The 18,934-nt window shown below is 47.4% G+C and carries 21 protein-coding genes; all 21 read left to right on the forward strand.

Annotated elements, in window-relative coordinates; all coding sequences use genetic code 11:
- Position 1: 1 nt before the first annotated feature.
- The 21 genes from cbiD to MFMK1_RS08240 all read left to right on the forward strand — a co-directional run bounded on the left by cbiD (position 2) and on the right by MFMK1_RS08240 (position 18,891).
- Positions 2–1,945: a cobalt-precorrin-5B (C(1))-methyltransferase CbiD gene (gene cbiD / locus MFMK1_RS08140; protein WP_366924614.1), complete on the forward strand. Its 1,944-nt coding sequence runs from the start codon at positions 2–4 to the stop codon at positions 1,943–1,945.
- The gene (gene cbiE / locus MFMK1_RS08145) at positions 1,924–2,544 is read left to right on the forward strand and encodes a precorrin-6y C5,15-methyltransferase (decarboxylating) subunit CbiE (protein WP_366924615.1); all 621 of its coding nucleotides are present in this window, start codon (positions 1,924–1,926) and stop codon (positions 2,542–2,544) included. The genes cbiD and cbiE overlap by 22 nt, the downstream gene beginning before the upstream one ends.
- A complete protein-coding gene (gene cbiT, locus MFMK1_RS08150; protein ID WP_366924616.1) occupies positions 2,537–3,124 on the forward strand; it encodes a precorrin-6Y C5,15-methyltransferase (decarboxylating) subunit CbiT in 588 nt (195 codons plus the stop codon). Before cbiE ends, cbiT begins: the two co-directional genes overlap by 8 nt.
- A gap of 3 nt (positions 3,125–3,127) precedes the next feature.
- On the forward strand, positions 3,128–3,844 hold the full coding sequence (gene cobI / locus MFMK1_RS08155) for a precorrin-2 C(20)-methyltransferase (RefSeq protein ID WP_366924617.1): 717 nt from the start codon (positions 3,128–3,130) through the stop codon (positions 3,842–3,844).
- Positions 3,841–4,608, forward strand: a complete 768-nt coding sequence (gene cobM, locus MFMK1_RS08160; RefSeq protein WP_366924618.1) for a precorrin-4 C(11)-methyltransferase — start codon at positions 3,841–3,843, stop codon at positions 4,606–4,608. Before cobI ends, cobM begins: the two co-directional genes overlap by 4 nt.
- Positions 4,605–5,657: a cobalt-precorrin 5A hydrolase gene (locus tag MFMK1_RS08165; protein ID WP_366924619.1), complete on the forward strand. Its 1,053-nt coding sequence runs from the start codon at positions 4,605–4,607 to the stop codon at positions 5,655–5,657. Before cobM ends, MFMK1_RS08165 begins: the two co-directional genes overlap by 4 nt.
- Complete coding sequence (gene cobJ / locus MFMK1_RS08170; RefSeq protein ID WP_366924620.1) at positions 5,552–6,373, forward strand: precorrin-3B C(17)-methyltransferase; 822 nt, start codon at positions 5,552–5,554, stop codon at positions 6,371–6,373. The genes MFMK1_RS08165 and cobJ overlap by 106 nt, the downstream gene beginning before the upstream one ends.
- Positions 6,370–7,134, forward strand: coding sequence for a precorrin-6A reductase (cobK, locus tag MFMK1_RS08175; RefSeq protein ID WP_366924621.1), 765 nt, complete (start codon positions 6,370–6,372; stop codon positions 7,132–7,134). The genes cobJ and cobK overlap by 4 nt, the downstream gene beginning before the upstream one ends.
- A complete protein-coding gene (locus tag MFMK1_RS08180) occupies positions 7,131–7,490 on the forward strand; it encodes a sirohydrochlorin chelatase (protein WP_366924622.1) in 360 nt (119 codons plus the stop codon). Before cobK ends, MFMK1_RS08180 begins: the two co-directional genes overlap by 4 nt.
- A complete protein-coding gene (locus MFMK1_RS08185) occupies positions 7,490–8,113 on the forward strand; it encodes a precorrin-8X methylmutase (RefSeq protein ID WP_366924623.1) in 624 nt (207 codons plus the stop codon). Before MFMK1_RS08180 ends, MFMK1_RS08185 begins: the two co-directional genes overlap by 1 nt.
- A 10-nt stretch (positions 8,114–8,123) precedes the next feature.
- Positions 8,124–8,669 carry a bifunctional adenosylcobinamide kinase/adenosylcobinamide-phosphate guanylyltransferase gene (cobU, locus tag MFMK1_RS08190; protein WP_366924624.1) on the forward strand — a complete coding sequence of 182 codons (546 nt, stop codon included), beginning with the start codon at positions 8,124–8,126 and terminating at the stop codon, positions 8,667–8,669.
- Complete coding sequence (locus tag MFMK1_RS08195) at positions 8,654–10,180, forward strand: cobyric acid synthase (RefSeq protein WP_366924625.1); 1,527 nt, start codon at positions 8,654–8,656, stop codon at positions 10,178–10,180. Before cobU ends, MFMK1_RS08195 begins: the two co-directional genes overlap by 16 nt.
- An 11-nt stretch (positions 10,181–10,191) precedes the next feature.
- Complete coding sequence (gene cbiB, locus MFMK1_RS08200) at positions 10,192–11,151, forward strand: adenosylcobinamide-phosphate synthase CbiB (protein ID WP_366924626.1); 960 nt, start codon at positions 10,192–10,194, stop codon at positions 11,149–11,151.
- Entirely contained in the window at positions 11,148–12,527 is a 1,380-nt protein-coding gene (locus MFMK1_RS08205; RefSeq protein ID WP_366924627.1) for a cobyrinic acid a,c-diamide synthase CobB, read from the forward strand. Before cbiB ends, MFMK1_RS08205 begins: the two co-directional genes overlap by 4 nt.
- Positions 12,520–13,095, forward strand: a complete 576-nt coding sequence (locus tag MFMK1_RS08210; RefSeq protein ID WP_366924628.1) for a cob(I)yrinic acid a,c-diamide adenosyltransferase — start codon at positions 12,520–12,522, stop codon at positions 13,093–13,095. Before MFMK1_RS08205 ends, MFMK1_RS08210 begins: the two co-directional genes overlap by 8 nt.
- 12 nt (positions 13,096–13,107) lie before the next feature.
- A complete protein-coding gene (cobT, locus tag MFMK1_RS08215; RefSeq protein WP_366924629.1) occupies positions 13,108–14,163 on the forward strand; it encodes a nicotinate-nucleotide--dimethylbenzimidazole phosphoribosyltransferase in 1,056 nt (351 codons plus the stop codon).
- Between the two features lie 9 nt (positions 14,164–14,172).
- On the forward strand, positions 14,173–14,919 hold the full coding sequence (cobS, locus tag MFMK1_RS08220) for an adenosylcobinamide-GDP ribazoletransferase (protein ID WP_366924630.1): 747 nt from the start codon (positions 14,173–14,175) through the stop codon (positions 14,917–14,919).
- Positions 14,920–14,941: 22 nt separating this feature from the next.
- On the forward strand, positions 14,942–16,123 hold the full coding sequence (gene cobD / locus MFMK1_RS08225; RefSeq protein WP_366924631.1) for a threonine-phosphate decarboxylase CobD: 1,182 nt from the start codon (positions 14,942–14,944) through the stop codon (positions 16,121–16,123).
- Between the two features lie 70 nt (positions 16,124–16,193).
- Positions 16,194–16,772 (forward strand): precorrin-2 dehydrogenase/sirohydrochlorin ferrochelatase family protein, encoded by a 579-nt coding sequence (locus tag MFMK1_RS08230; RefSeq protein ID WP_366924632.1) that lies wholly within the window; start codon positions 16,194–16,196, stop codon positions 16,770–16,772.
- 294 nt (positions 16,773–17,066) lie between these two features.
- Positions 17,067–17,810 (forward strand): uroporphyrinogen-III C-methyltransferase, encoded by a 744-nt coding sequence (gene cobA / locus MFMK1_RS08235; protein ID WP_366924633.1) that lies wholly within the window; start codon positions 17,067–17,069, stop codon positions 17,808–17,810.
- A gap of 595 nt (positions 17,811–18,405) precedes the next feature.
- Positions 18,406–18,891, forward strand: a complete 486-nt coding sequence (locus MFMK1_RS08240) for a MarR family winged helix-turn-helix transcriptional regulator (RefSeq protein ID WP_366924634.1) — start codon at positions 18,406–18,408, stop codon at positions 18,889–18,891.
- Positions 18,892–18,934: the final 43 nt, after the last annotated feature.

Raw genomic sequence — 18,934 nt, forward strand, 5'->3', positions numbered from 1 at the left:
TTTGGCGCTAATAGATATTAATAAACTTTCCTATAAATATGCCGGCAGCATCAGCGCATTGGAATCAGTAAATCTAACTGTATGGCCGGGTGAATTTTTAGCGGTACTTGGCCGTAACGGGTCAGGTAAAACCACCCTTTTTAAGCTGCTTACAGGGATTTTAGATATTCAAGAAGGGGAAATAAAAATGGGCGATACGCCGTTGGATGATATATCAAAGCGGGAATTGCACAGGCGCATCGGTTTTGTTTTCCAAGACCCCAATGATCAGTTACTGGCTCCCACCGTGGCCCAGGACGTAGCTTTTGGTCCGGCAAATATGGGTTTGCCTAAGGATGAAATTTTTCGTCGGGTACAGCAAAGCCTGGCGGTGGTTGGGCTGGAAGGTTTTGAACATCGCCCCATTCATATGCTGAGCTTCGGCCAAAAGAAAAGAGTGGCAGTGGCTGGGGTGTTGGCTATGGAGCCGGAAATACTTATTTTGGATGAGCCCACAGCAGGGCTGGACCCGGTTGCTGTCAGCGATCTGATGAAATTAGTGCTTCGTCTTAACCAGGAACGAGGTTTGACGGTTATTTTCTCAACCCACGATGTGGAACTGGTGCCGGTATATGCTCATCGAGTACTTATTCTGGAGCGAGGCACTATGGTATTGGAGGGCAATCCCGAGACAGTTTTTAATAACAGAGAGGCGTTACGGCAGGCAGGGTTGAGGCTGCCGCGAATTGGCCATCTGTTTGAGGTAATAGAAAAACATCATGGTTGGCGTTTTCACGATGATATCCCTCTTACTATCGGGCAAGCCTGGCGTACCCTGCTTTATACAGGAACCAAGCCTCAAAAGCGCCGCTGGCGTAAAGGTTATACTACCGGTTCCTGTGCCGCCGCTGCGGCCAAAGGGGCGACTGCGCTGCTTCTAACCAAAGAAAATTTAGATAAAATTTCTATTTATACTCCTTCAGGTGTAATGCTAAACCTGGGTGTTCACGACTGCATTGTTGGTAACCATACCGCCAGTTGCAGCGTGATCAAAGATGCGGGCGATGACCCGGATATCACTGACGGTATTAAGGTTTTTGCCCAGGCAAGTTTGGCCGAGGCCCCCGGGATAACCATTACTACCGGGGAAGGGGTAGGTACAGTGACGAAACCCGGATTGGCAGTGGCTGTGGGGGAACCTGCCATAAACCCGGTGCCTCGCCGGATGATTGAAGAGGCTGTACGGTCAGTAATAACCGCTGATCAAGGTATAAACATAAAAGTCTGGGTGCCGGGAGGCGAACAGGTTGCTGCGAGAACTCTTAACCCCCAATTGGGCATCAAGGGCGGAATTTCCCTTCTGGGAACTACCGGAATTGTTGAGCCCATGTCTGAGGAAGCCTTTAAAAACTCACTGGTACCGCAAATTAAGGTGGCCTTAGCCCAAGGGGAGGATACTATAGTACTTACTCCGGGCCGAATAGGACAAAAGCACGCCCATGCATTGGGTATCCCTGAGCAGGCCGTGGTTCAAATGAGTAATTTTGTCGGGTATATGCTGGACCAAAGTGTGGTTTCGGGGGTTAGAAGAATAGTATTGTGCGGACATTTAGGGAAATTGGCAAAGGTGGCCGCAGGGATTTTCCATACCCACAGTAAAATGGCAGATGCCAGATTAGAGGCGATAATTGTTGAGGCGGCTCTATCAGGGGTGCGGCAGGAGGTTCTGGAGACTTTAGCCCAATGCGTTACCGCTGAGGCGGCTATTCCTGTATTAAAGGAGCATGATTTAGCCCCTGTTCTTTATAAGCTAGCGGGCAGGATATCTGCCAGGGCGCAGCAAAGAATTCACGGGAAGTTGGAAGTTGGAAGCATACTGCTTTCATTAAAAGGTGAAGTAGTGGGTTTTGATGCCAACGCGTTGGCCATAGGGAGGAGTAAACAATGGTATTCCCAATTACCGTAGTGGGCATCGGGCCGGGACATAAAGACTACCTGCTTCCGGCCGCGGTTAAAGCGGTGCAACGATCAGATTATCTTATGGGGGGGCCAAGGGCCCTGGCGCTGTTTTCCCACTTAAAGAAACCTCAGCATGTGATTGACGGAGACCTTCAGGGAACCATCAATAAACTAAAAGGGCTGAGAGAGGATTATAAAGTAGCAGTTTTAGTGAGCGGTGATCCTGGTTTTTACAGTATGCTGAACTATGTAAAGCGCCATTTTACAGAAGAAGAGATTAAGGTAATACCGGGAGTAAGTTCCATGCAGCTGGCTTTTGCCAGGATAGGCCGTACCTGGCAGGATGCGGTGTTCTATAGTGTTCATGGGCGCCCGTTAACAGGGCTGGCGGAAATTATCAGGCCAGACCGGGTGGTGGCCGTACTAACGGATAAGCATCATAACCCCGGGGTCATTGCTCGTTTTCTTCAAGGGAAAGTGCCGGGTGATCCTCTAGTATATGTATGCGACAATTTATGCACGGAAATGGAAAGCATTAGTATCAATTATCTTTCTCAGGTAGAAACGGAGGCAACAAATAGCGTGATGGTGATTTGTTATGAATGAAAAAAAAGCGGTACCCGGGATTCCTGACCATGAGTTTATGCGCGGTGAAGTGCCGATGACTAAAGAAGAAATTCGTGTAATATCCCTGGCTAAGCTGGCACTGGAACGTCATCATGTTCTTTATGATATCGGGGCGGGTACCGGGTCTGTCACTGTTGAAGCTGCTCTCCTTATGCCGGAGGGTAAAGTGTTTGCCATAGAAGAAAAAGAATCTGCGGGGGAACTCATTCAGCGAAACGCAGCGCAATACTCCTTGGAAAACGTCCAGTTGGTGCCGGGAAAGGCACCGGGCTGTCTTGAAGGATTACCTGCCCCCGATCGGGTTTTTATCGGCGGCAGCGGCGGTCAGTTGCAAACTATCATCGAAACTCTTGCAGAACTTCTGCCGGAAGGAGGCCGCATTGTGATCAATGCGGTTACGCTGGAAACCACGTATCAGGCTGTTAATCTCATGGAGATGAACGGCTTCACAGTTGATGCAGTCAGCCTATCTTTAAGCAAAATGAAAAAAGCCGGGAAGGTACATATGTGGCAGGCACTAAATCCGGTTACTATTGCTTGGGGTGTGAAAGGGGGTTAGAGCTTGAACAAATTATACGCGATTGGCGTGGGTCCCGGTGACCCGGAACTATTAACTTTAAAGGCCCACCGGATATTACAGGAGGTGGCCGCCATATTTGTTCCTAAAGCTAAGGAAAAGGAAGAAAGTGTGGCACTGGACATTACACGACGATACATACCTGATGGAATACCGGTCGAATTTCTCTATATGCCCATGATCAGCTGTCGCATTAAGCTGAACGATTATTGGGAAAAAGCCGCGGAAAATGTTCTCAAGCGGCTAATGGACGGCGATGTGGCCTTTTTAACTCTGGGTGACTCACTTACTTACAGTACGGCTTCATATTTGCTGGAAGCGATCCAGCGTATGCAACCGCAAATTAAAGTAGAATTTGTACCCGGGATTACTTCTTTTGCAGCTTGTGCAGCTAGGGCGGGGTTGCCGTTGGTAGAAGGTGATGAAACATTGGTAATTGTACCATCGGTGGGCGCTGAGGTTTATTTGAAAGATATGCTAAGCAAACATGAAAATTGTGTTCTGATGAAAGTATCCCGCTCTTTTGATACCATCGTCAAGGTTCTAGATGAACTTAATCTTAAAGAACAGACATTGTTCATCAGCCGCTGCGGCACGGAAAAAGAGCTGATTACCAATGATATTGATAGGCTGCGGGGGCAACAAATAGACTATTTGTCTCTGATGATTGTCAAGGCTGGGAAAAAAGGGGGATTGTCATGAAAGTAATTTTTATCGGTGCCGGACCCGGAGACCCCGATTTGATTACAGTTAAGGGTGCCAAAGCATTAAATGAGGCGGACGTTATTATTTATGCTGGCTCATTGGTGAATAAGGAAGTATTAGCTCATGGTAGAAAGGATGCGGAAGTTTACGACAGTGCGGGTATGACTTTGGAAGAAGTATTGGCAGTGATGAAAAAGGCCGTAAGCCTAGGGAGAACTGTAGCCCGAGTACATACCGGTGACCCGTGCCTATATGGTGCCATACAAGAACAGATGGATGCGCTGGCACAAGAGGGCATAGCTTTCGATATTATTCCCGGGGTTAGCTCGTTTCTGGCAGCGGCTGCAAGCATTAAGCGAGAATATACCTTGCCTGATATCAGTCAAACGGTAATTCTTACTCGCTTAGAGGGCAGAACGCCCGTTCCGGAGCAGGAAAACCTCGCCGGATTGGCCAAGCACGGAGCCACCATGTGCTTGTTTCTGTCGGTACAGATGATTGATAAAGTAGTAGCGGAACTGCGGCAGGGATATCCTGAGCAGACGCCGGTGGCAGTGGTTCAGAAAGCTTCCTGGCCGGAAGAAAAGATAGTTCACGGTACTTTGTCAAACATTGCAGAAAAAGTAAAAGCAGCAGCTATCAGCCGCACTGCATTAATTTTGGTAGGGGACTTTCTGGGTAACGATTATCAGCGCTCGTTACTTTACCACCCCGAGTTCAGCCATGGCTATCGTGAAGCTAAGCAGGATGAAAGCAAATGAAAATTGCAGTAGTAGCCCTTACTCGAGGTGGCTGTACCCTTGCAGGTAAAATTGCCGAAGTAAAGGACTGTGATGTTTTCGTATTAAACAAACGACAAGATAATAGTTCCCTGCATCCTGAATATAGGACCTTTGCTTCCTTAAAAGATTTGTTTCCCGAAATCCTCTCTCAATACCGAGCAGTGGTGCTGATTATGGCCTTAGGCATTGTGATTCGTACCATTGGTCCATATTTACAGGGGAAAGATCAAGATCCTGCAATACTGGTAATGGATGAAGCAGGCAGATTTGTTGTCAGTGCTCTTTCCGGTCATCTTGGGGGCGCTAATCAGCTAGCCAGTCAGTTGGCAGAAAAGATTGGGGCGGAGCCAGTCATCACTACTTCCACCGATGTTCAGGGCATAGTGGCGATAGACGAATTAGCGCGGCAGCTGGGCTGGAAAGTAGAGCCTATGGAAAGGTTAACGGAAGTTAATGCGGCTCTGGCTAACGGCAGTAGTGTTAGTTTGGTAACTGATTGCGATTATCTTGAGGGCAAAACCTTGGGCGGTTACCCGGTGTCTAAAGCCAAAACACGTTTGGAATTGGAAAACAGCATAAAGGTGTTGGTTACCAATAAAACAGGCCATCAGTTAAAGAAACCTTTTCTTCACCTTAGGCCGCCAAACCTTTACCTGGGTATAGGGTGTAGGAAGGGGATCCACTACCAGAAAATAGAAGGGGCTGTCCTTGAAACGTTAGAAAAAAATAGGTTAAGTATCAGCTCAATCAAACAGGTAGGTACCTGCACGGTGAAAAAGGAAGAAGCGGCGCTGCAGTATTTAGCCCGGCGTTTAGAAGTACCGATTAAATATTTTACCCCTAAAGAATTGGGGGAAACAATAGACCAATTCTCCCTAACGCGATCTCGGGCGGTAAAGGAAAGAATAGGAGTTGAAGGAGTATGCGAACCGGCAGCAATGCGGGAAGCACCAACACCCATACTGGTAGTAGCAAAGACGGTTTTTCCAGGCATAACAGTGGCAGTGGCAGCGGCCACATCTATATAGTGGGGATAGGCCCGGGGAAAAAGGAATTTATATCGGACAGGGCCAGACAGTGCATCACCACCAGCCAGGTGGTGGTAGGGTACAAAGCCTATATTGACTTAATCACTGACTTAACTGCCGATGACCAGCGTGTTATCTCATCCGGCATGACCCGCGAAGTGGAGCGCTGTCAACAAGTGATAAATCTTGCTGCCGCAGGTAAGACAGTGTCCTTGGTAAGCAGCGGAGACCCCGGAATATACGGCATGGCGGGAATCCTTTATCAGATGCTGGATAAAGCAGATGCGGATATAGGGGTAGAGGTTGTACCGGGGATTACCGCAGCCAATGCGGCGGCAGCTTCTTTAGGCGCCCCGCTAATGCATGATTTTGCTTGCATCAGCCTCAGTGATTTATTAACGCCTTGGTCCACGATTATAAAACGAGTAGAAATGGCTGCTCGCGGAGATTTTGTCATTGCTCTTTATAATCCTAAGAGTAAAAAACGGGTTAAGCAGATTGAGGAAGTGCGTCAGCTGTTATTAACCGTCGTTTCCCCGGATACTCCTGTTGGCATCGTGCGCAATGCCAAGCGTGAAGGGGAAGAGGTGACATTATCTAATCTAAAGGAATTTACTCATCATGAGATAGATATGTTCACCACAGTGATTATCGGTAATAGTCAAACTTACGTTGCCGGTAAGCAAATGATAACACCTAGGGGGTACAGGGTGTGATTCTAGTCATTGGGGGCACTGCTGATAGCCGGCAACTAGCGGCTTATTTATCAGGCATGGGTGCTAAAGTAACGTTATCTGTGGCCACGCCCCTGGGTGCCAGGGTTTTTCAAGAAAAAACGGCAATTGAGCTGGTGCAGCAAATCTTTACCGAAGAAACTCTGCCGCGCTTTATCTCTGAAAAAAATATTACTGCCGTGGTGGACGCCAGTCATCCTTTTGCTATACAGGTATCTCAATTGGCTCAGCGGGTATGCGGCGACCTAGGACTGCCATATCTGCGTTTTGAAAGACCGGAGCTGGGTTTCCCCGAACACCCGCTGTTATTACCGGTAGACAATTGGCAGCAGGCGGCAGCAACAGCCCGCCAACAGGCCGGGACGGTATTTCTGGCTGTGGGCGTTAAACCGCTGCCAATACTTCATGAAGCAGGTTTAATGAATAGGAAGCCGGTGGTGGCCCGGGTGCTGCCGGAAGAAAACAGTATTGCTTTGTGCAAGCAATATGACATCGCGGAAATTGTGGCTTTACGGGGAGTAGCTGCGAAAGAGCTAAACTGTGCTCTTTTCCGGCAGTATGATATTGGGGTAGTTATTACCAAAGACAGCGGCAGTACCGGAGGAACACCGGTTAAAGTGGAGGCGGCATTATCTATGAGCTTGCCCATAGTGGTTGTGCGCAGGCCTCGAGTGGATTATATCCGCAAAGTTACCTCGCACCAGGGGGTTAGTAAATTTTTAAAGGGGAGGGGATTATTATGAAAGCGGTAATAGTGTTAGGTCATGGCAGCAGAGCGGCAGAAGCTAATGATTCGTTATATGAAATTGTGAAAATGTTAAAGGAAAGAGCTGATTTTTCAGTACTTGAGCCGGCATTCATGGGCCATTGTCAGCCAGATTTGGAGACATCCGTTAAAAAATTAGTGGAAGCAGGGGTAAAGCAAATCGTGGTGATGCCATTTTTCCTTTACAACGGCATTCACGTACAGGAAGATATCCCGGGGGATATCAGCAGCCTTCAGGAAAAGTATGCTGTGGAAATACGTTTCGCCAAAAATTTGGGTCCTGATCCGAGGATCGTGGATATAGTGTTAGATCGGATTCAGGAGGTAGGCTAATGGATTATGTGAAACATCCTCAGGCAATTCAGTCCGAAAGCCTGGACTTTGTCGGGCAGTATACTAGCGCTTTAGGTTTAGGTCCCGTTGAAGATCAGATTTACCGGCGCATCATTCACACCACCGGTGACCCGGCCATTGTGCCTCTCATTGCCCATCACCCGCAGTTTGTTACTGCGGTGTATCAGGTACTTACAAAGAAAAACTTCACGATTTATACAGATGTCAATATGATTAGAACTGGTATCAGTGAACATACAGTTGTTTCTCTAGGCGGGCAGGTAGTTTGCCGTATTGGTGACGCTGCGGTAGCAGCGGCAGCCAGTGAGGCCGGTGAAACTCGAGCAATGACTGCTGCCCGGATGTCCCAAAATCTTATCAAGGATAACCTGGTGGTTGTGGGAAATGCCCCAACAGCTTTATTTACCATTTTGGAAATGGCTGCCGAAGGTTGGGCTCCTGCGGCAATCGTCGGCACCCCGGTGGGTTTTGTCGGTGCCAAAGAATCCAAAGAATTATTGGAGCAGGCTGACATCCCTTATCTTACTATCCGTGGTACCAGAGGCGGCAGTACCATTGCTGCCGCCGTGGTTAATGCCTTACTCTACAGTTTGAAAGATTAGGAGGGACTTCATGGCGGACCATATTTTCATAACCGGGGGGTCCCGCAGTGGCAAAAGCACCATTGGCGAAACCCTTGCTCAACAGTACGCAGGAAATAGGGTGGCCTATGTGGCCACCGCCGAAACGCTGGATGGGGAGATGCAGGAGCGCATAGATATCCATCGCCGGCGGCGGCCGAAAGAATGGGATACACATGAGGAACCTCTTGATATAGCTTCATTATTGGTTAGCTTGGATAAACGTTATCCGGTAATACTGGTGGACTGCATCACTATGTGGGTATCGAATTTAATGTTTCATGGCAAAGACGTAATGGCTCAGGTTGCTGCCCTGCAACAGGCTTTAAGTGCCATGGATAGTAGGGTAATCATGGTTTCGGGAGAGGTTGGTTGGGGTTTGATAGGCGACAATGCTCTTTCCAGACAATTTGCAGATCACCTGGGCAGCATCAATCAGGCTTTGGCCGGCAGTGCTGCCGACGTTTATTTGGCAGTTTCCGGGCTGCCGGTAGTGTTGAAAAGAGGAGGGGAAGTGCTGGCATGGCCAAGAAAATAATGCTTCAGGGGACATCTTCAAATGTTGGCAAAAGCGTATTGGCCGCAGCTCTGTGCCGAATCTTTGCCCAGGACGGCTATGGTGTGGTTCCCTTTAAAGCGCAGAATATGGCTCTTAATTCCTATGTTACTCAGGACGGGGGAGAAATGGGCAGGGCCCAAGTGGTGCAGGCGGAGGCAGCGGGCATTGACCCGGATATACGAATGAACCCAATCCTATTAAAACCTACCGGCGATGCCAAATCCCAGGTCGTTTTGTTGGGTAAGCCGATACGCAACATGAGCGCACAGGAATATCACTTGGATTTTAACACTACCGCCTTGGGGGTAATTCAGGAATGCCTGGATTATATTGATGGCTTCCAAGTGGCGGTTATTGAGGGTGCCGGCAGTCCTGCCGAGGTGAACTTAAAGGCACGGGATATTGTGAACATGAGAGTGGCGAAAATGTCCGGAGCACCTGTTTTATTGGTTGCCGATATTGACCGGGGAGGGGCTTTGGCTTCAGTAGTTGGCACTCTCGAACTGCTGGATGAAGATGAACGTGACTTGGTAAAAGGAATAATTATAAATAAGTTCCGCGGTGACATTAAGCTGCTGCAGCCTGCTTTGGATTTCCTTGAAGCCAAGACCGGAAAGCCGATACTAGGTGTAGTCCCTTACTTTACTGGCTTTAAAATTCCGGAGGAAGACTCTGTAGTACTGGAACAGGGAGGCGGCACCGACACCGAGGACGTTGAGAAAGTCAATGTAAAGGTGATTCATTTACCCCGCATCTCTAACTTTACTGACATTGACAGCTTGGAGGCCGAACCGGATGTAAGTTTAACTTTTGTCCAAGAACCGGGGCAGCTGAAAGGTGCTGATTTAATCATTATCCCCGGTAGTAAAAATACCATTGAAGACGCCCTTTATTTGGAAAAATCGGGCTTGGCTGAAAAAATAAGGCGTATGGCAGCAGAGGGTTGTCTCGTGATCGGTATTTGCGGCGGTTTTCAAATATTAGGTCGTGAGTTGCGGGATCCGCAGGGCACCGAAGCGTCAGTTCACTTTACCAAGGGGCTGGGCCTGTTGGATTTGGTTACCATCTTTGAACCGCAGAAGGTTACTAATCAAGCCCGGGCGCGCTGCTTGGGCAAGGGTTTTCTTTTTGAGCCGTTTTGCGGAAAAGAATTTTTCGGGTATGAAATCCATATGGGAAGAACTGTGCTGGGACCGGAAACAGATGCGGCGTTTGTGATTACTCAGCGGTCAGGGCAGAAGACTAAGGAAGTTGACGGTGCGGTGAACAAGTCGGGCAAAGTATTTGGCACCTACTTACACGGGCTGTTTGATAACGATGAATGGCGAATGTTTTTACTGAATACACTCCGTGCGGGAAAGGGGCTTGAACATTTAGGCCCGGGTAATACTAGCACTTTTGCTAAACGCCAGCAGGATTATGATAAGCTGGCACAGGTTGTACGGGGCAGCCTGGATATGGATTTACTAAAGGGTATTATGGGATTTTAAGAAGGTGTGGTATGGAAGCGGTTATTTTTATAGGTGCGTACTTATTGGATTTAGCAATCGGTGACCCCAGAACTTTACCGCATCCTGTGGTAATAATGGGAGCAGTAATAACTCGGGGGGAAAGGCTGCTGAGAAGGGTTTCTCCGACCGCTGCGGCTGAGAGGCTGGCAGGTGCGGTATTGACCGTTTCGTTGGTGACAGGAGTTTTCCTTACCGCTTGGCTGGGCTTTAAGGCTTTATATCAGCTTAATTTTTGGCTGGGTGCGGCAGCTAATCTGTGGTTTCTTTCTACAACTATTGCCATCAAAGGATTGGCTGATGCAGCCCTCACGGTCTACCGTTATTTACTCAAAGGCGATTTAGTTGAAGCCCGGCGGGCAGTGGGAATGGTAGTGGGTCGAGACACGCAGCAGTTAACTGCTGCCGAAGTTTCTCGGGCTGCAGTGGAAACCGTGGCAGAGAATTTGGTGGATGGTGTTGTGGCACCGCTCTTTTATGGGGCCATTGGCGGTACACCTCTGGCGCTGGCGTATAAGGCAGTAAACACCTTGGACTCTATGATCGGCTACAAGAATGAAAAGCACCTGCACTTCGGACGCTGGGCGGCCAAATTAGACGATGCGGTAAATTACATTCCGGCCCGGATCACGGCGTGTTTATTGCTTGCCGGTATTTTTATGAGCAACAGGGATACCCGTTCGGCTTTTCGCATTATGAAACGGGACTCCAGCAAACATCCGAGTCCTAATGGCGGTATACCCGAGTCTTTAGTCGCGGGCGCGTTGGGTATACAACTAGGGGGCAAAAATTATTACTTCGGGCAGGCAAACTTTCGCGCGACCATGGGAGACAGAACTAGGGAGATAACACCTGACGACATTCGAGTTACCGTTAGGTTGGTGCGGCTTGCTTCCGCAGTTTTTGTTGGGTTAGCAGTTATTGTAATTATAATGGTAGGGGTGATTGGATGAACATGCCCAGAGTGGTAATCGGCGGTACTCATAGCGGAGTGGGTAAAACTACCCTGGCTACAGGGATTATGGCCGCATTGAAAAATCAGGGGTTAAGGGTCCAGGGATTTAAAGTGGGGCCGGACTATATTGACCCCGGATACCATCGGCTGGCCACAGGTACCATGTCTCGCAACTTGGACTGTTGGATGCTTGGGGAAGACAGGTTACTCCAATCTTTTACAGGGGCGGCTGAGTCAGCTGATATCAGTGTTGTGGAAGGTGTAATGGGGCTTTTCGACGGTGCCCGGGAAGACGGGGCGGGATCTACTGCCCATGTGGCCCGTTTGCTGCAGGCGCCGGTTATTTTGGTGGTGGACGTAAAATCTATGGGGCAAAGTGCCGCAGCAGTGGTTTATGGTTATCAGCATCTTTGGCCGGACCTGAATATTAAAGGAGTAATCATTAATAAAGTAGCTTCTGAAAAACATTATGCCATGGTTAGAGAGTCCATTGAGAAAAAATGTAATATTCCGGTGATAGGTGCTGTCTATCGTGATGCGGCACTTGCCACCCCCGAACGCCATCTGGGTTTGCTGCCCGTGGCTGAGCATGATGAAGTAGACGAAAAGATAAGCAGGCTGGGGGAGAATATAGCAGCTGCCGTAGATTTGGCTGAACTAATTACTATTGCCCGGTCCGCACCGTCTTTAACCTCACCTTATCGCCAAAAAATCTTAAATAACTTTGAGGTCAGCTTGGCTGTGGCCCGGGATGAGGCGTTTAACTTCTACTATCAAGATGGTTTAGACTTGTTAACGGCGATGGGTGCGAAGCTAAAATTTTTTAGCCCTGTGAGGGATAAGGCAATCCCTGAGAATGTAGACGGCATCATTATCGGCGGTGGGTTCCCCGAGACCCACTTAGATGAGTTGGCAAGGAATCGGCAAATGCTGGAATCACTAAACGCTGCACATCACCTTGGTATGCCTATCTATGCCGAATGCGGCGGTTTGATGTTTCTTACAGAGCGGGTAAAGGACCATGATGGGAGGATTTATGAACTGGCCGGTTTGGTTCCAGGCACCTGTGTCATGGGAAAACGACTGGTTGGTATGGGATATATCAAGGCCCAGGCCCTAACGGACAATATCTTATGTCTTAAGGGACAAGAACTGCAGGGGCATGAATTTCATTACTCCGAGTATCACGGTTCATTACATAAGCCGGCTTTTGCTTTTTCCGGAGGTCGGGGAGCGAACGGTAGGTTTGACGGCTTCACCCACAATAATCTACTGGCTTCATATCTGCATCTGAATTTTTTGGGTGTACCTGATGCAGCACGCAGTTTTTTGACAGCTTGCCAACAGTTTGGGAGGCGAGAGGGGAATGGCTAGTTACGGGTTGATACATGTATATTTTGGTGACGGCAAGGGGAAGACTACAGCGGTTTTGGGTCTAATTCTGCGAGCATTGGGCAGGGGCGCTGACGTAGCATTAATCCAGTTTATGAAAGGAAGCACATATTCCGGTGAAATTTATTCCCTGTCTCGTTTTTCCAGCCAATTGCAGCATTTTAAGTTTGGTTGGACTTGCCCCCGCAGTGCCATGATAAAATCCGGGGAAGCAAAGTGTCAAAAATGCGGTCAGTGTTTTCAGGAGAACCGCGACCCCCGGTACGGTTTCGCTAAAGCCGCTTTGCGTAAGGCCGGGGAATTAATGGCAGCAGGCACGTGTCAGGTTATGGTACTGGACGAGGTAGGTAATGCACTGCGCCGCGGATTGATATCGGAAGCCGAATTTCTTGATTTTCTCAATAGTCGGGACGGTAACACAGAGTTAATATTGACCGGCCGTACCATGCCGAAAAAGGTATTGGAGCAAGCTCATTACGTTACCAAGGTAGCAGCTGTGAAACATCCTTTCAAAGACGGGGTAGACAGCCGCAGGGGAATTGAATATTAGGAGGTAGTAACTATGAGTAAATTGGAAAGAACAATTCAGGCCATAGAACCATTAAATGAGGTAGCAATGCATGAGGCACAACAACGATTGGATAACCTTACCAAACCACCGGGTAGTCTGGGGGTATTAGAAGATGTGGTCAAAAAAATAGCGGGTATTATCGGAAAAGCTGCTCTGCCCCAAAGCATGGAAAAGGTAATTATCCTTATGGCCGGTGACCATGGTGTGGTTGCCGAAGGAGTCAGTGCATTTCCTCAAGAGGTCACTCCTCAGATGATACTTAACTTTGCTAACGGCGGTGCAGCTATCAATGTTTTAGCAAAGCATGCAGGAGCTAGATTATATATGGTGGATGTGGGGGTGGCAGTGGACCTGCCTGACCTGCCGGGATTGGATAAGCGAAAGATAGCCTATGGCACGAAAAATATGGCCCAGGGGCCTGCCATGACCATGGAAGAAGCCATTGCAGCACTGGAAGTGGGCATCGATGTAGTCAACGCCCTAATTGATAAGGGAGCGTCTTTTGTGGCTATGGGCGAAATGGGTATCGGCAACACCACGCCCAGTGCTGCGTTGCTTTCAGTTCTGGAGGGATTGCCGATAGAAGAAGCAGTGGGTCGCGGCACCGGCGTAAACGATGAAGGGCTCCGCAGGAAAATTACGGCTATAAATAAGGCACTGGATGTAAACCGGCCTAATTCCGAGCAGCCCTTGGATGCTCTGGTAAAAGTGGGCGGACTAGAGATCGCAGGATTAGCCGGTGTGGTATTGGGGGCGGCTGCAAGGAGAGTGCCGGTAATGGTTGACGGCTTTATTTCCGGAGCTGCAGCTTTGGTGGCAGTAAAGATGGCGCCTCTGGCAAAACATTACCTCATTGGCTCCCATCTTTCAGTAGAACCGGGCCATCGCAAAATGCTGGATGCCATGGAGCTAAAGCCTACTTTAATGATGGATATGCGCTTGGGTGAGGGAACCGGTGCAGCACTGGGTATGTTGATGGTGGATGCAGCTGTCAAGATTTTGAACGAAATGGCCACATTCGATGATGCCGGTGTTTCCAGGGAGTAGTATATGTCTATGTTAAAGAGATTTGTTTGCGCGTTACAATTCCTTACCAGATTACCGGTGGGGTTCAAGCCCAACATCACCCAAAACGATTTTGCACGCAGCATGGCCTTTTTTCCGGTAGTGGGAGTAATAGTTGGCTGTTGCCTATGGCTTTCTTATTGGTTACTGGGAGATATGCTGATCCCGGAAGTAATCGCGGCGATTATTCTTATGGTCGGGATTGCTATCACCGGAGCATTACATTTAGACGGATTTATGGATACCATGGACGGTCTGTTCTGCGGTCGTACCCGCGAAAGGCGCTTGGAAATTCTACGGGACAGCAGGGTAGGCGCTCATAGTGTAGTGTCCGTGGTGATGCTTACTCTGCTAAAATGGGCTTTGTTGTTGCAGCTATTCCAAGATGGTGCAATGATATTGCCGGCTTTGTTGCTCATGCCTGTCTACGGGCGCTTAAATATGGTGTTGGCCACATTCTTCTTTCCTTATGTCAGGGAGGAAGGTCTGGGAAAAGCCTTTTCACAATCCCTGCGAAGGGTGGATATTAGTTTTGCAATACTTTTTACCGCCGCTTTTACCGGTGCACTATTATCATGGGTGGGCCTGGCTGTAGGGGTTGTGGTTATTGGCACTGCCATGTTGTCTGCGGCGGCAATAACTAGGTTGTTGGGCGGGTTGACCGGGGACGTGTACGGATGGATTAACGAAATTTCCGAAGTGGTTTGGCTCTTTTTATTGCTGCTGATGCTTAGCTGAGCTATTTTAAGGAGTGACTGTTATGACGGGCAACGTATTGAGAAAACATGGGGGAAATATAAGAGCAGTGGTATCAAGATACGGTGCCAGGGAGTACTTGGATTTCAGTGCTAACATTAACCCTTTGGGTTTGGTTTCGGGAGTAGCGAAGGCTTTGCGGAAGGGACTGGATGAAATAGTACATTACCCCGAACCGGAAGACGATGCTTTATCCCACGCAATATCAAAATTTTTAGGGGTCAGACAACAAATGGTAATGTGCGGCAACGGGGCCTCCGAATTAATATATTTAGTGGCCAGACTGAAACAAGTCAAGAGAGCAGTTATCCCTCAACCCACTTTCAGTGAATATCAGCTGGCAGCGGAAGCAGCCCAAGTACCTATCGTTTTACCAAATTTAGCTGCCGCTCAGGGTTTTCAATTTACCATGCAGCTCCTAAAAGAAAAGTTGACAGCGGGAGATATGCTTTTTCTCTGTAATCCCAATAATCCCGTGGGCAATGTCATTCCTCTTCGGGAAATGATAAACGTTATTGAATTTTGTGAGGCCCATGGGGTCACGGTGGTGGTGGATGAGTCCTTTAGGGACTTCGTTAGCAATATGCCCTCGGTTATACCCTATGCAGCTCAGTATAAGTGTCTGGTGGTCATTTACTCCATGACAAAATTCTTTGCATTACCGGGCCTGAGATTGGGATGTGCAGTGGCAGACCCCCAGATAATGGATGAAATAAAAGAGTTACGTGACCCTTGGAGTGTAAATGTGCTGGCTCAGATTGCCGGGAAACAAGCGCTGCAAGAAAAGAACTATATTATCCGCTCAAAGAAGTTGGTGGAGACGGAAAAGGAATACCTTTTCGGCGGCCTGAAAGAGGTTCCCGGCCTTCAACCATACTATCCTGCTGCCAATTACATTTTCGTGGATGTCAGCGGCACGGGGCTGGCCTCCACAGCACTGCGAAAATTATTGATTAATGAGGGAATCGTGATTAGGGACTGTAGCACATATCCTACGTTAAATACAGGTTATATAAGAGTGGCAGTCAGGTTGAGGGAAGAGAACCATACCTTGCTGTGCGCATTAAATAAAGTGCTAAGGGACCCCGCCAAAGTTCAGCTGCCCGAAGGAGATATACAGCGGTCAAACGCAGAGCATAAAAATAGTTGGCAAAGTCGTAACGAAATAGGGGCGGATAAGGGATAACATGGATAAAACATTTCCGATACAACTTATCTTAAAAAATAAAAATTGTCTAGTTATAGGTGGGGGTCAGGTGGCGGCACGTAAGATAAAGGCCTTGTTGAGGTGTGGCGCATTAATTCAGGTGGTTAGTCCCAGCGCGGTTAAGTACATTAATGATATGGCCGCCGAAGGGCGTTTGCGGTGGATACCCAGGAAATATAAACCTAATGACCTGGAGGGAATAACCCTGGTTTTTTGTACTACAGATTACAAAAAACTTAACAGCACGGTTGCTAACGAATGTATGAAGCTAGGCATTTGGGTTAATGTCGCCGACAGTGCTAAAGAATCAACTTTCTTTATGCCGGCCATGATGTATCAAGGGGATTTAACCATAACGGTATCTACTAACGGTGCCAGCCCCGGATATGCGGCAAAGCTTCGTAAACAGTTTGAAGACGAATTTGGCCCTGAATATAAAGAGTACTTGTTGCTAATGAGAAGGTTAAGGAAACGAATAATCGCTGAGATGCCTGACCAGGAGCGACGACGTGCTGTCTTTGCCGCTTTAGTAGAGTCTGACCTACCGGAGCTGATTAAAAACGGAGAAGCTAACAAAATTGAAGAACGAATTAAGGAATGTATCTCTACCCGTAAGTTTGACCATTAGTTAGTCTGGGTTACTTAAGAGGATGTTCAAAAAATCCATCGCAGGTGAGCGGCGAATTTCTACGTTGCTCAGTATTTGAGACTGCTCACGTACGCCACCAGTACGCTCCGCGTCTCTTAAAGAAGACTTGCCAGCTTTGCTGGCTTAGTCGCGTTAATGCCCTTGGGTGAAATACTTCGCGCCTTGAACTTCTTGCTCCTGCTACGATGGCCTTTTTGAACACGTACTTTAAGGATTGAAAAAGTGGACTTAAAGTTTAAAATCAAGAATTTATCAGGAAGTGGAGGAAAGGTAATGGGGGGAAAAGTTTATTTAGTAGGAGCTGGGCCGGGTGACCCCGACCTTATTACAATTAAGGGACAACGTTGTATAAAGGAAGCAGACGTACTTATTTATGACCGGTTAGTAGCGCCTGAGCTGCTAAACTATGCTCGGCCAGAATGCAAAATGATTTATGCAGGCAAATCTCCGGAAAAACATGTTATGAATCAAATTGAGATAAACGGCCAGTTATTGTCTTATGCACGTCAAGGGCTGGTAGTAACAAGATTAAAAGGAGGAGACCCATTTGTGTTTGGGAGGGGAGGCGAAGAGGCTCTTGCCTTGGCTGAAAAAGGGATACCATTTGAGGTGGTTCCAGGGGTAACAGCCGCCGTTGCTGTTCCGGCTTATGCGGGGATACCTCTTACCCACCGTACCATTAATTCATCTGTCGCCATTGTTACGGGCAACGAGGACCCCCAAAAAGAAAAGTCAGGGATACCATGGGCTCAATTGGCGGGCATGGAAACTCTTGTAATAATGATGGGTCTTAAGAACTTGGAAAGGATTTCTTTACACTTGATCAATGAAGGTAAGGATCCTATCACACCTGTAGCGGTAATCCAATGGGGTACTACTTCAAAACAACGAACAATAGTTGGTACATTGGGCAGCATCGCCAATGATGTTCGGAGAGTGGGAATAACTCATCCTGCAGTAGTAGTGATTGGTGACACTGTAAAGCTAAGGGATCAGTTGCAGTGGGTTGAAGAATAGCTGTTATTAGCTAGTAGCGACGGCACAATCTAATATGCCAAAAAGACAGTGCGTAAATTTGTTTCACTTCTTTATCAAACCCAGTGAATGTACCCCCAGCAGCTGGTGTTTAGGTATACAAATATACATCTTTTTTCATAAAGATTGCATTTGAGGAACTTAACCTTATCAATAACTTCGTAAAGTATGGGAAACTAAGGGATGGGTTCTAAAATATTTTATTACAGTGACATAATTAGACTTGGAACGCCATAAAAGGTAACTCAGTCAGCCCCAGTCATTTGATTGGGGCTTATATAATGTGGTCAATAGAAAAAAACACAGTGGGAATAAAAAGGAAAAAAGAGGAATTATCTTGCAATATGTTGAAGGATTTTCTAGAAGTATTTTGTTTAGAACATACCAAGTCTTAGAGAACGTTAAGCTGCGCATTATCCATAATATGCCTATATGAATTGCCCAAATTAAGAGCATGAGAATGAAAAGCATGAATTGTTCATGTAATTTGCCCCTCTGTTCTTGACAAAAACCTTGGAGGGGAGTATTATTATTTTAAACATTATTTCGAGAAACGAAATATTTGGAGGGGGAAGAAATGACTGGTTTAGAGGATCTACTGAATTTGTTTATTGAAAATGCTAAAAAGCTCTTTTTCCCTGAAGAATGGGTTAAGCTGGACTTAAACTTCTCTAAGTCGGAGATTTTTACCATGCTGCTTTTGGACAAAAGAGAGGAAATTACTATGACAGAGCTTGTTAGTAATATTAATTCTCCCATGAGTACGGCTACGGGGCTAATTGATAGGCTTGTAAAGAAAGGCTATGTCCAGAGGGATAGGAGTGAAACGGACAGACGCTTAGTGGTCCTGACGTTGACAGAAGAAGGTTCGCAGTTGATTAAAAGACTGAAGGAAATGATATCTGAGTATATTAACATGATAGTTGACGACTTGACCGAGGAAGAAGTTCAGTTTTTAACACGAATCATTCTAAAGATAATGCAAAACTTGCAGACTACGTTGGACAATACGAAGACTAAGGTCCAAGCTGAGGAAGATATCAAGAATATTGACATCGAATAAACTGCCCATGTTAGATGGGCTTTTTATGAACCATATATTTCGT

The organism is Metallumcola ferriviriculae (assembly GCF_035573695.1).
In the GTDB taxonomy this organism is placed as follows: Bacteria; Bacillota; JADQBR01; order JADQBR01; family JADQBR01; genus Metallumcola; species Metallumcola ferriviriculae.

Coding starts and splice junctions, on each gene's coding strand:
- cbiE (WP_366924615.1), top strand. CDS start 1,924: ATGGTATTCCCAATTACCGTAGTGGGCATCGGGCCGGGACATAAAGAC.
- cbiT (WP_366924616.1), top strand. CDS start 2,537: ATGAATGAAAAAAAAGCGGTACCCGGGATTCCTGACCATGAGTTTATG.
- cobM (WP_366924618.1), top strand. CDS start 3,841: ATGAAAGTAATTTTTATCGGTGCCGGACCCGGAGACCCCGATTTGATT.
- MFMK1_RS08165 (WP_366924619.1), top strand. CDS start 4,605: ATGAAAATTGCAGTAGTAGCCCTTACTCGAGGTGGCTGTACCCTTGCA.
- cobJ (WP_366924620.1), top strand. CDS start 5,552: ATGCGAACCGGCAGCAATGCGGGAAGCACCAACACCCATACTGGTAGT.
- MFMK1_RS08180 (WP_366924622.1), top strand. CDS start 7,131: ATGAAAGCGGTAATAGTGTTAGGTCATGGCAGCAGAGCGGCAGAAGCT.
- MFMK1_RS08185 (WP_366924623.1), top strand. CDS start 7,490: ATGGATTATGTGAAACATCCTCAGGCAATTCAGTCCGAAAGCCTGGAC.
- cobU (WP_366924624.1), top strand. CDS start 8,124: ATGGCGGACCATATTTTCATAACCGGGGGGTCCCGCAGTGGCAAAAGC.
- MFMK1_RS08195 (WP_366924625.1), top strand. CDS start 8,654: ATGGCCAAGAAAATAATGCTTCAGGGGACATCTTCAAATGTTGGCAAA.
- cbiB (WP_366924626.1), top strand. CDS start 10,192: ATGGAAGCGGTTATTTTTATAGGTGCGTACTTATTGGATTTAGCAATC.
- MFMK1_RS08205 (WP_366924627.1), top strand. CDS start 11,148: ATGAACATGCCCAGAGTGGTAATCGGCGGTACTCATAGCGGAGTGGGT.
- MFMK1_RS08210 (WP_366924628.1), top strand. CDS start 12,520: ATGGCTAGTTACGGGTTGATACATGTATATTTTGGTGACGGCAAGGGG.
- cobT (WP_366924629.1), top strand. CDS start 13,108: ATGAGTAAATTGGAAAGAACAATTCAGGCCATAGAACCATTAAATGAG.
- cobS (WP_366924630.1), top strand. CDS start 14,173: ATGTTAAAGAGATTTGTTTGCGCGTTACAATTCCTTACCAGATTACCG.
- cobD (WP_366924631.1), top strand. CDS start 14,942: ATGACGGGCAACGTATTGAGAAAACATGGGGGAAATATAAGAGCAGTG.
- cobA (WP_366924633.1), top strand. CDS start 17,067: ATGGGGGGAAAAGTTTATTTAGTAGGAGCTGGGCCGGGTGACCCCGAC.
- MFMK1_RS08240 (WP_366924634.1), top strand. CDS start 18,406: ATGACTGGTTTAGAGGATCTACTGAATTTGTTTATTGAAAATGCTAAA.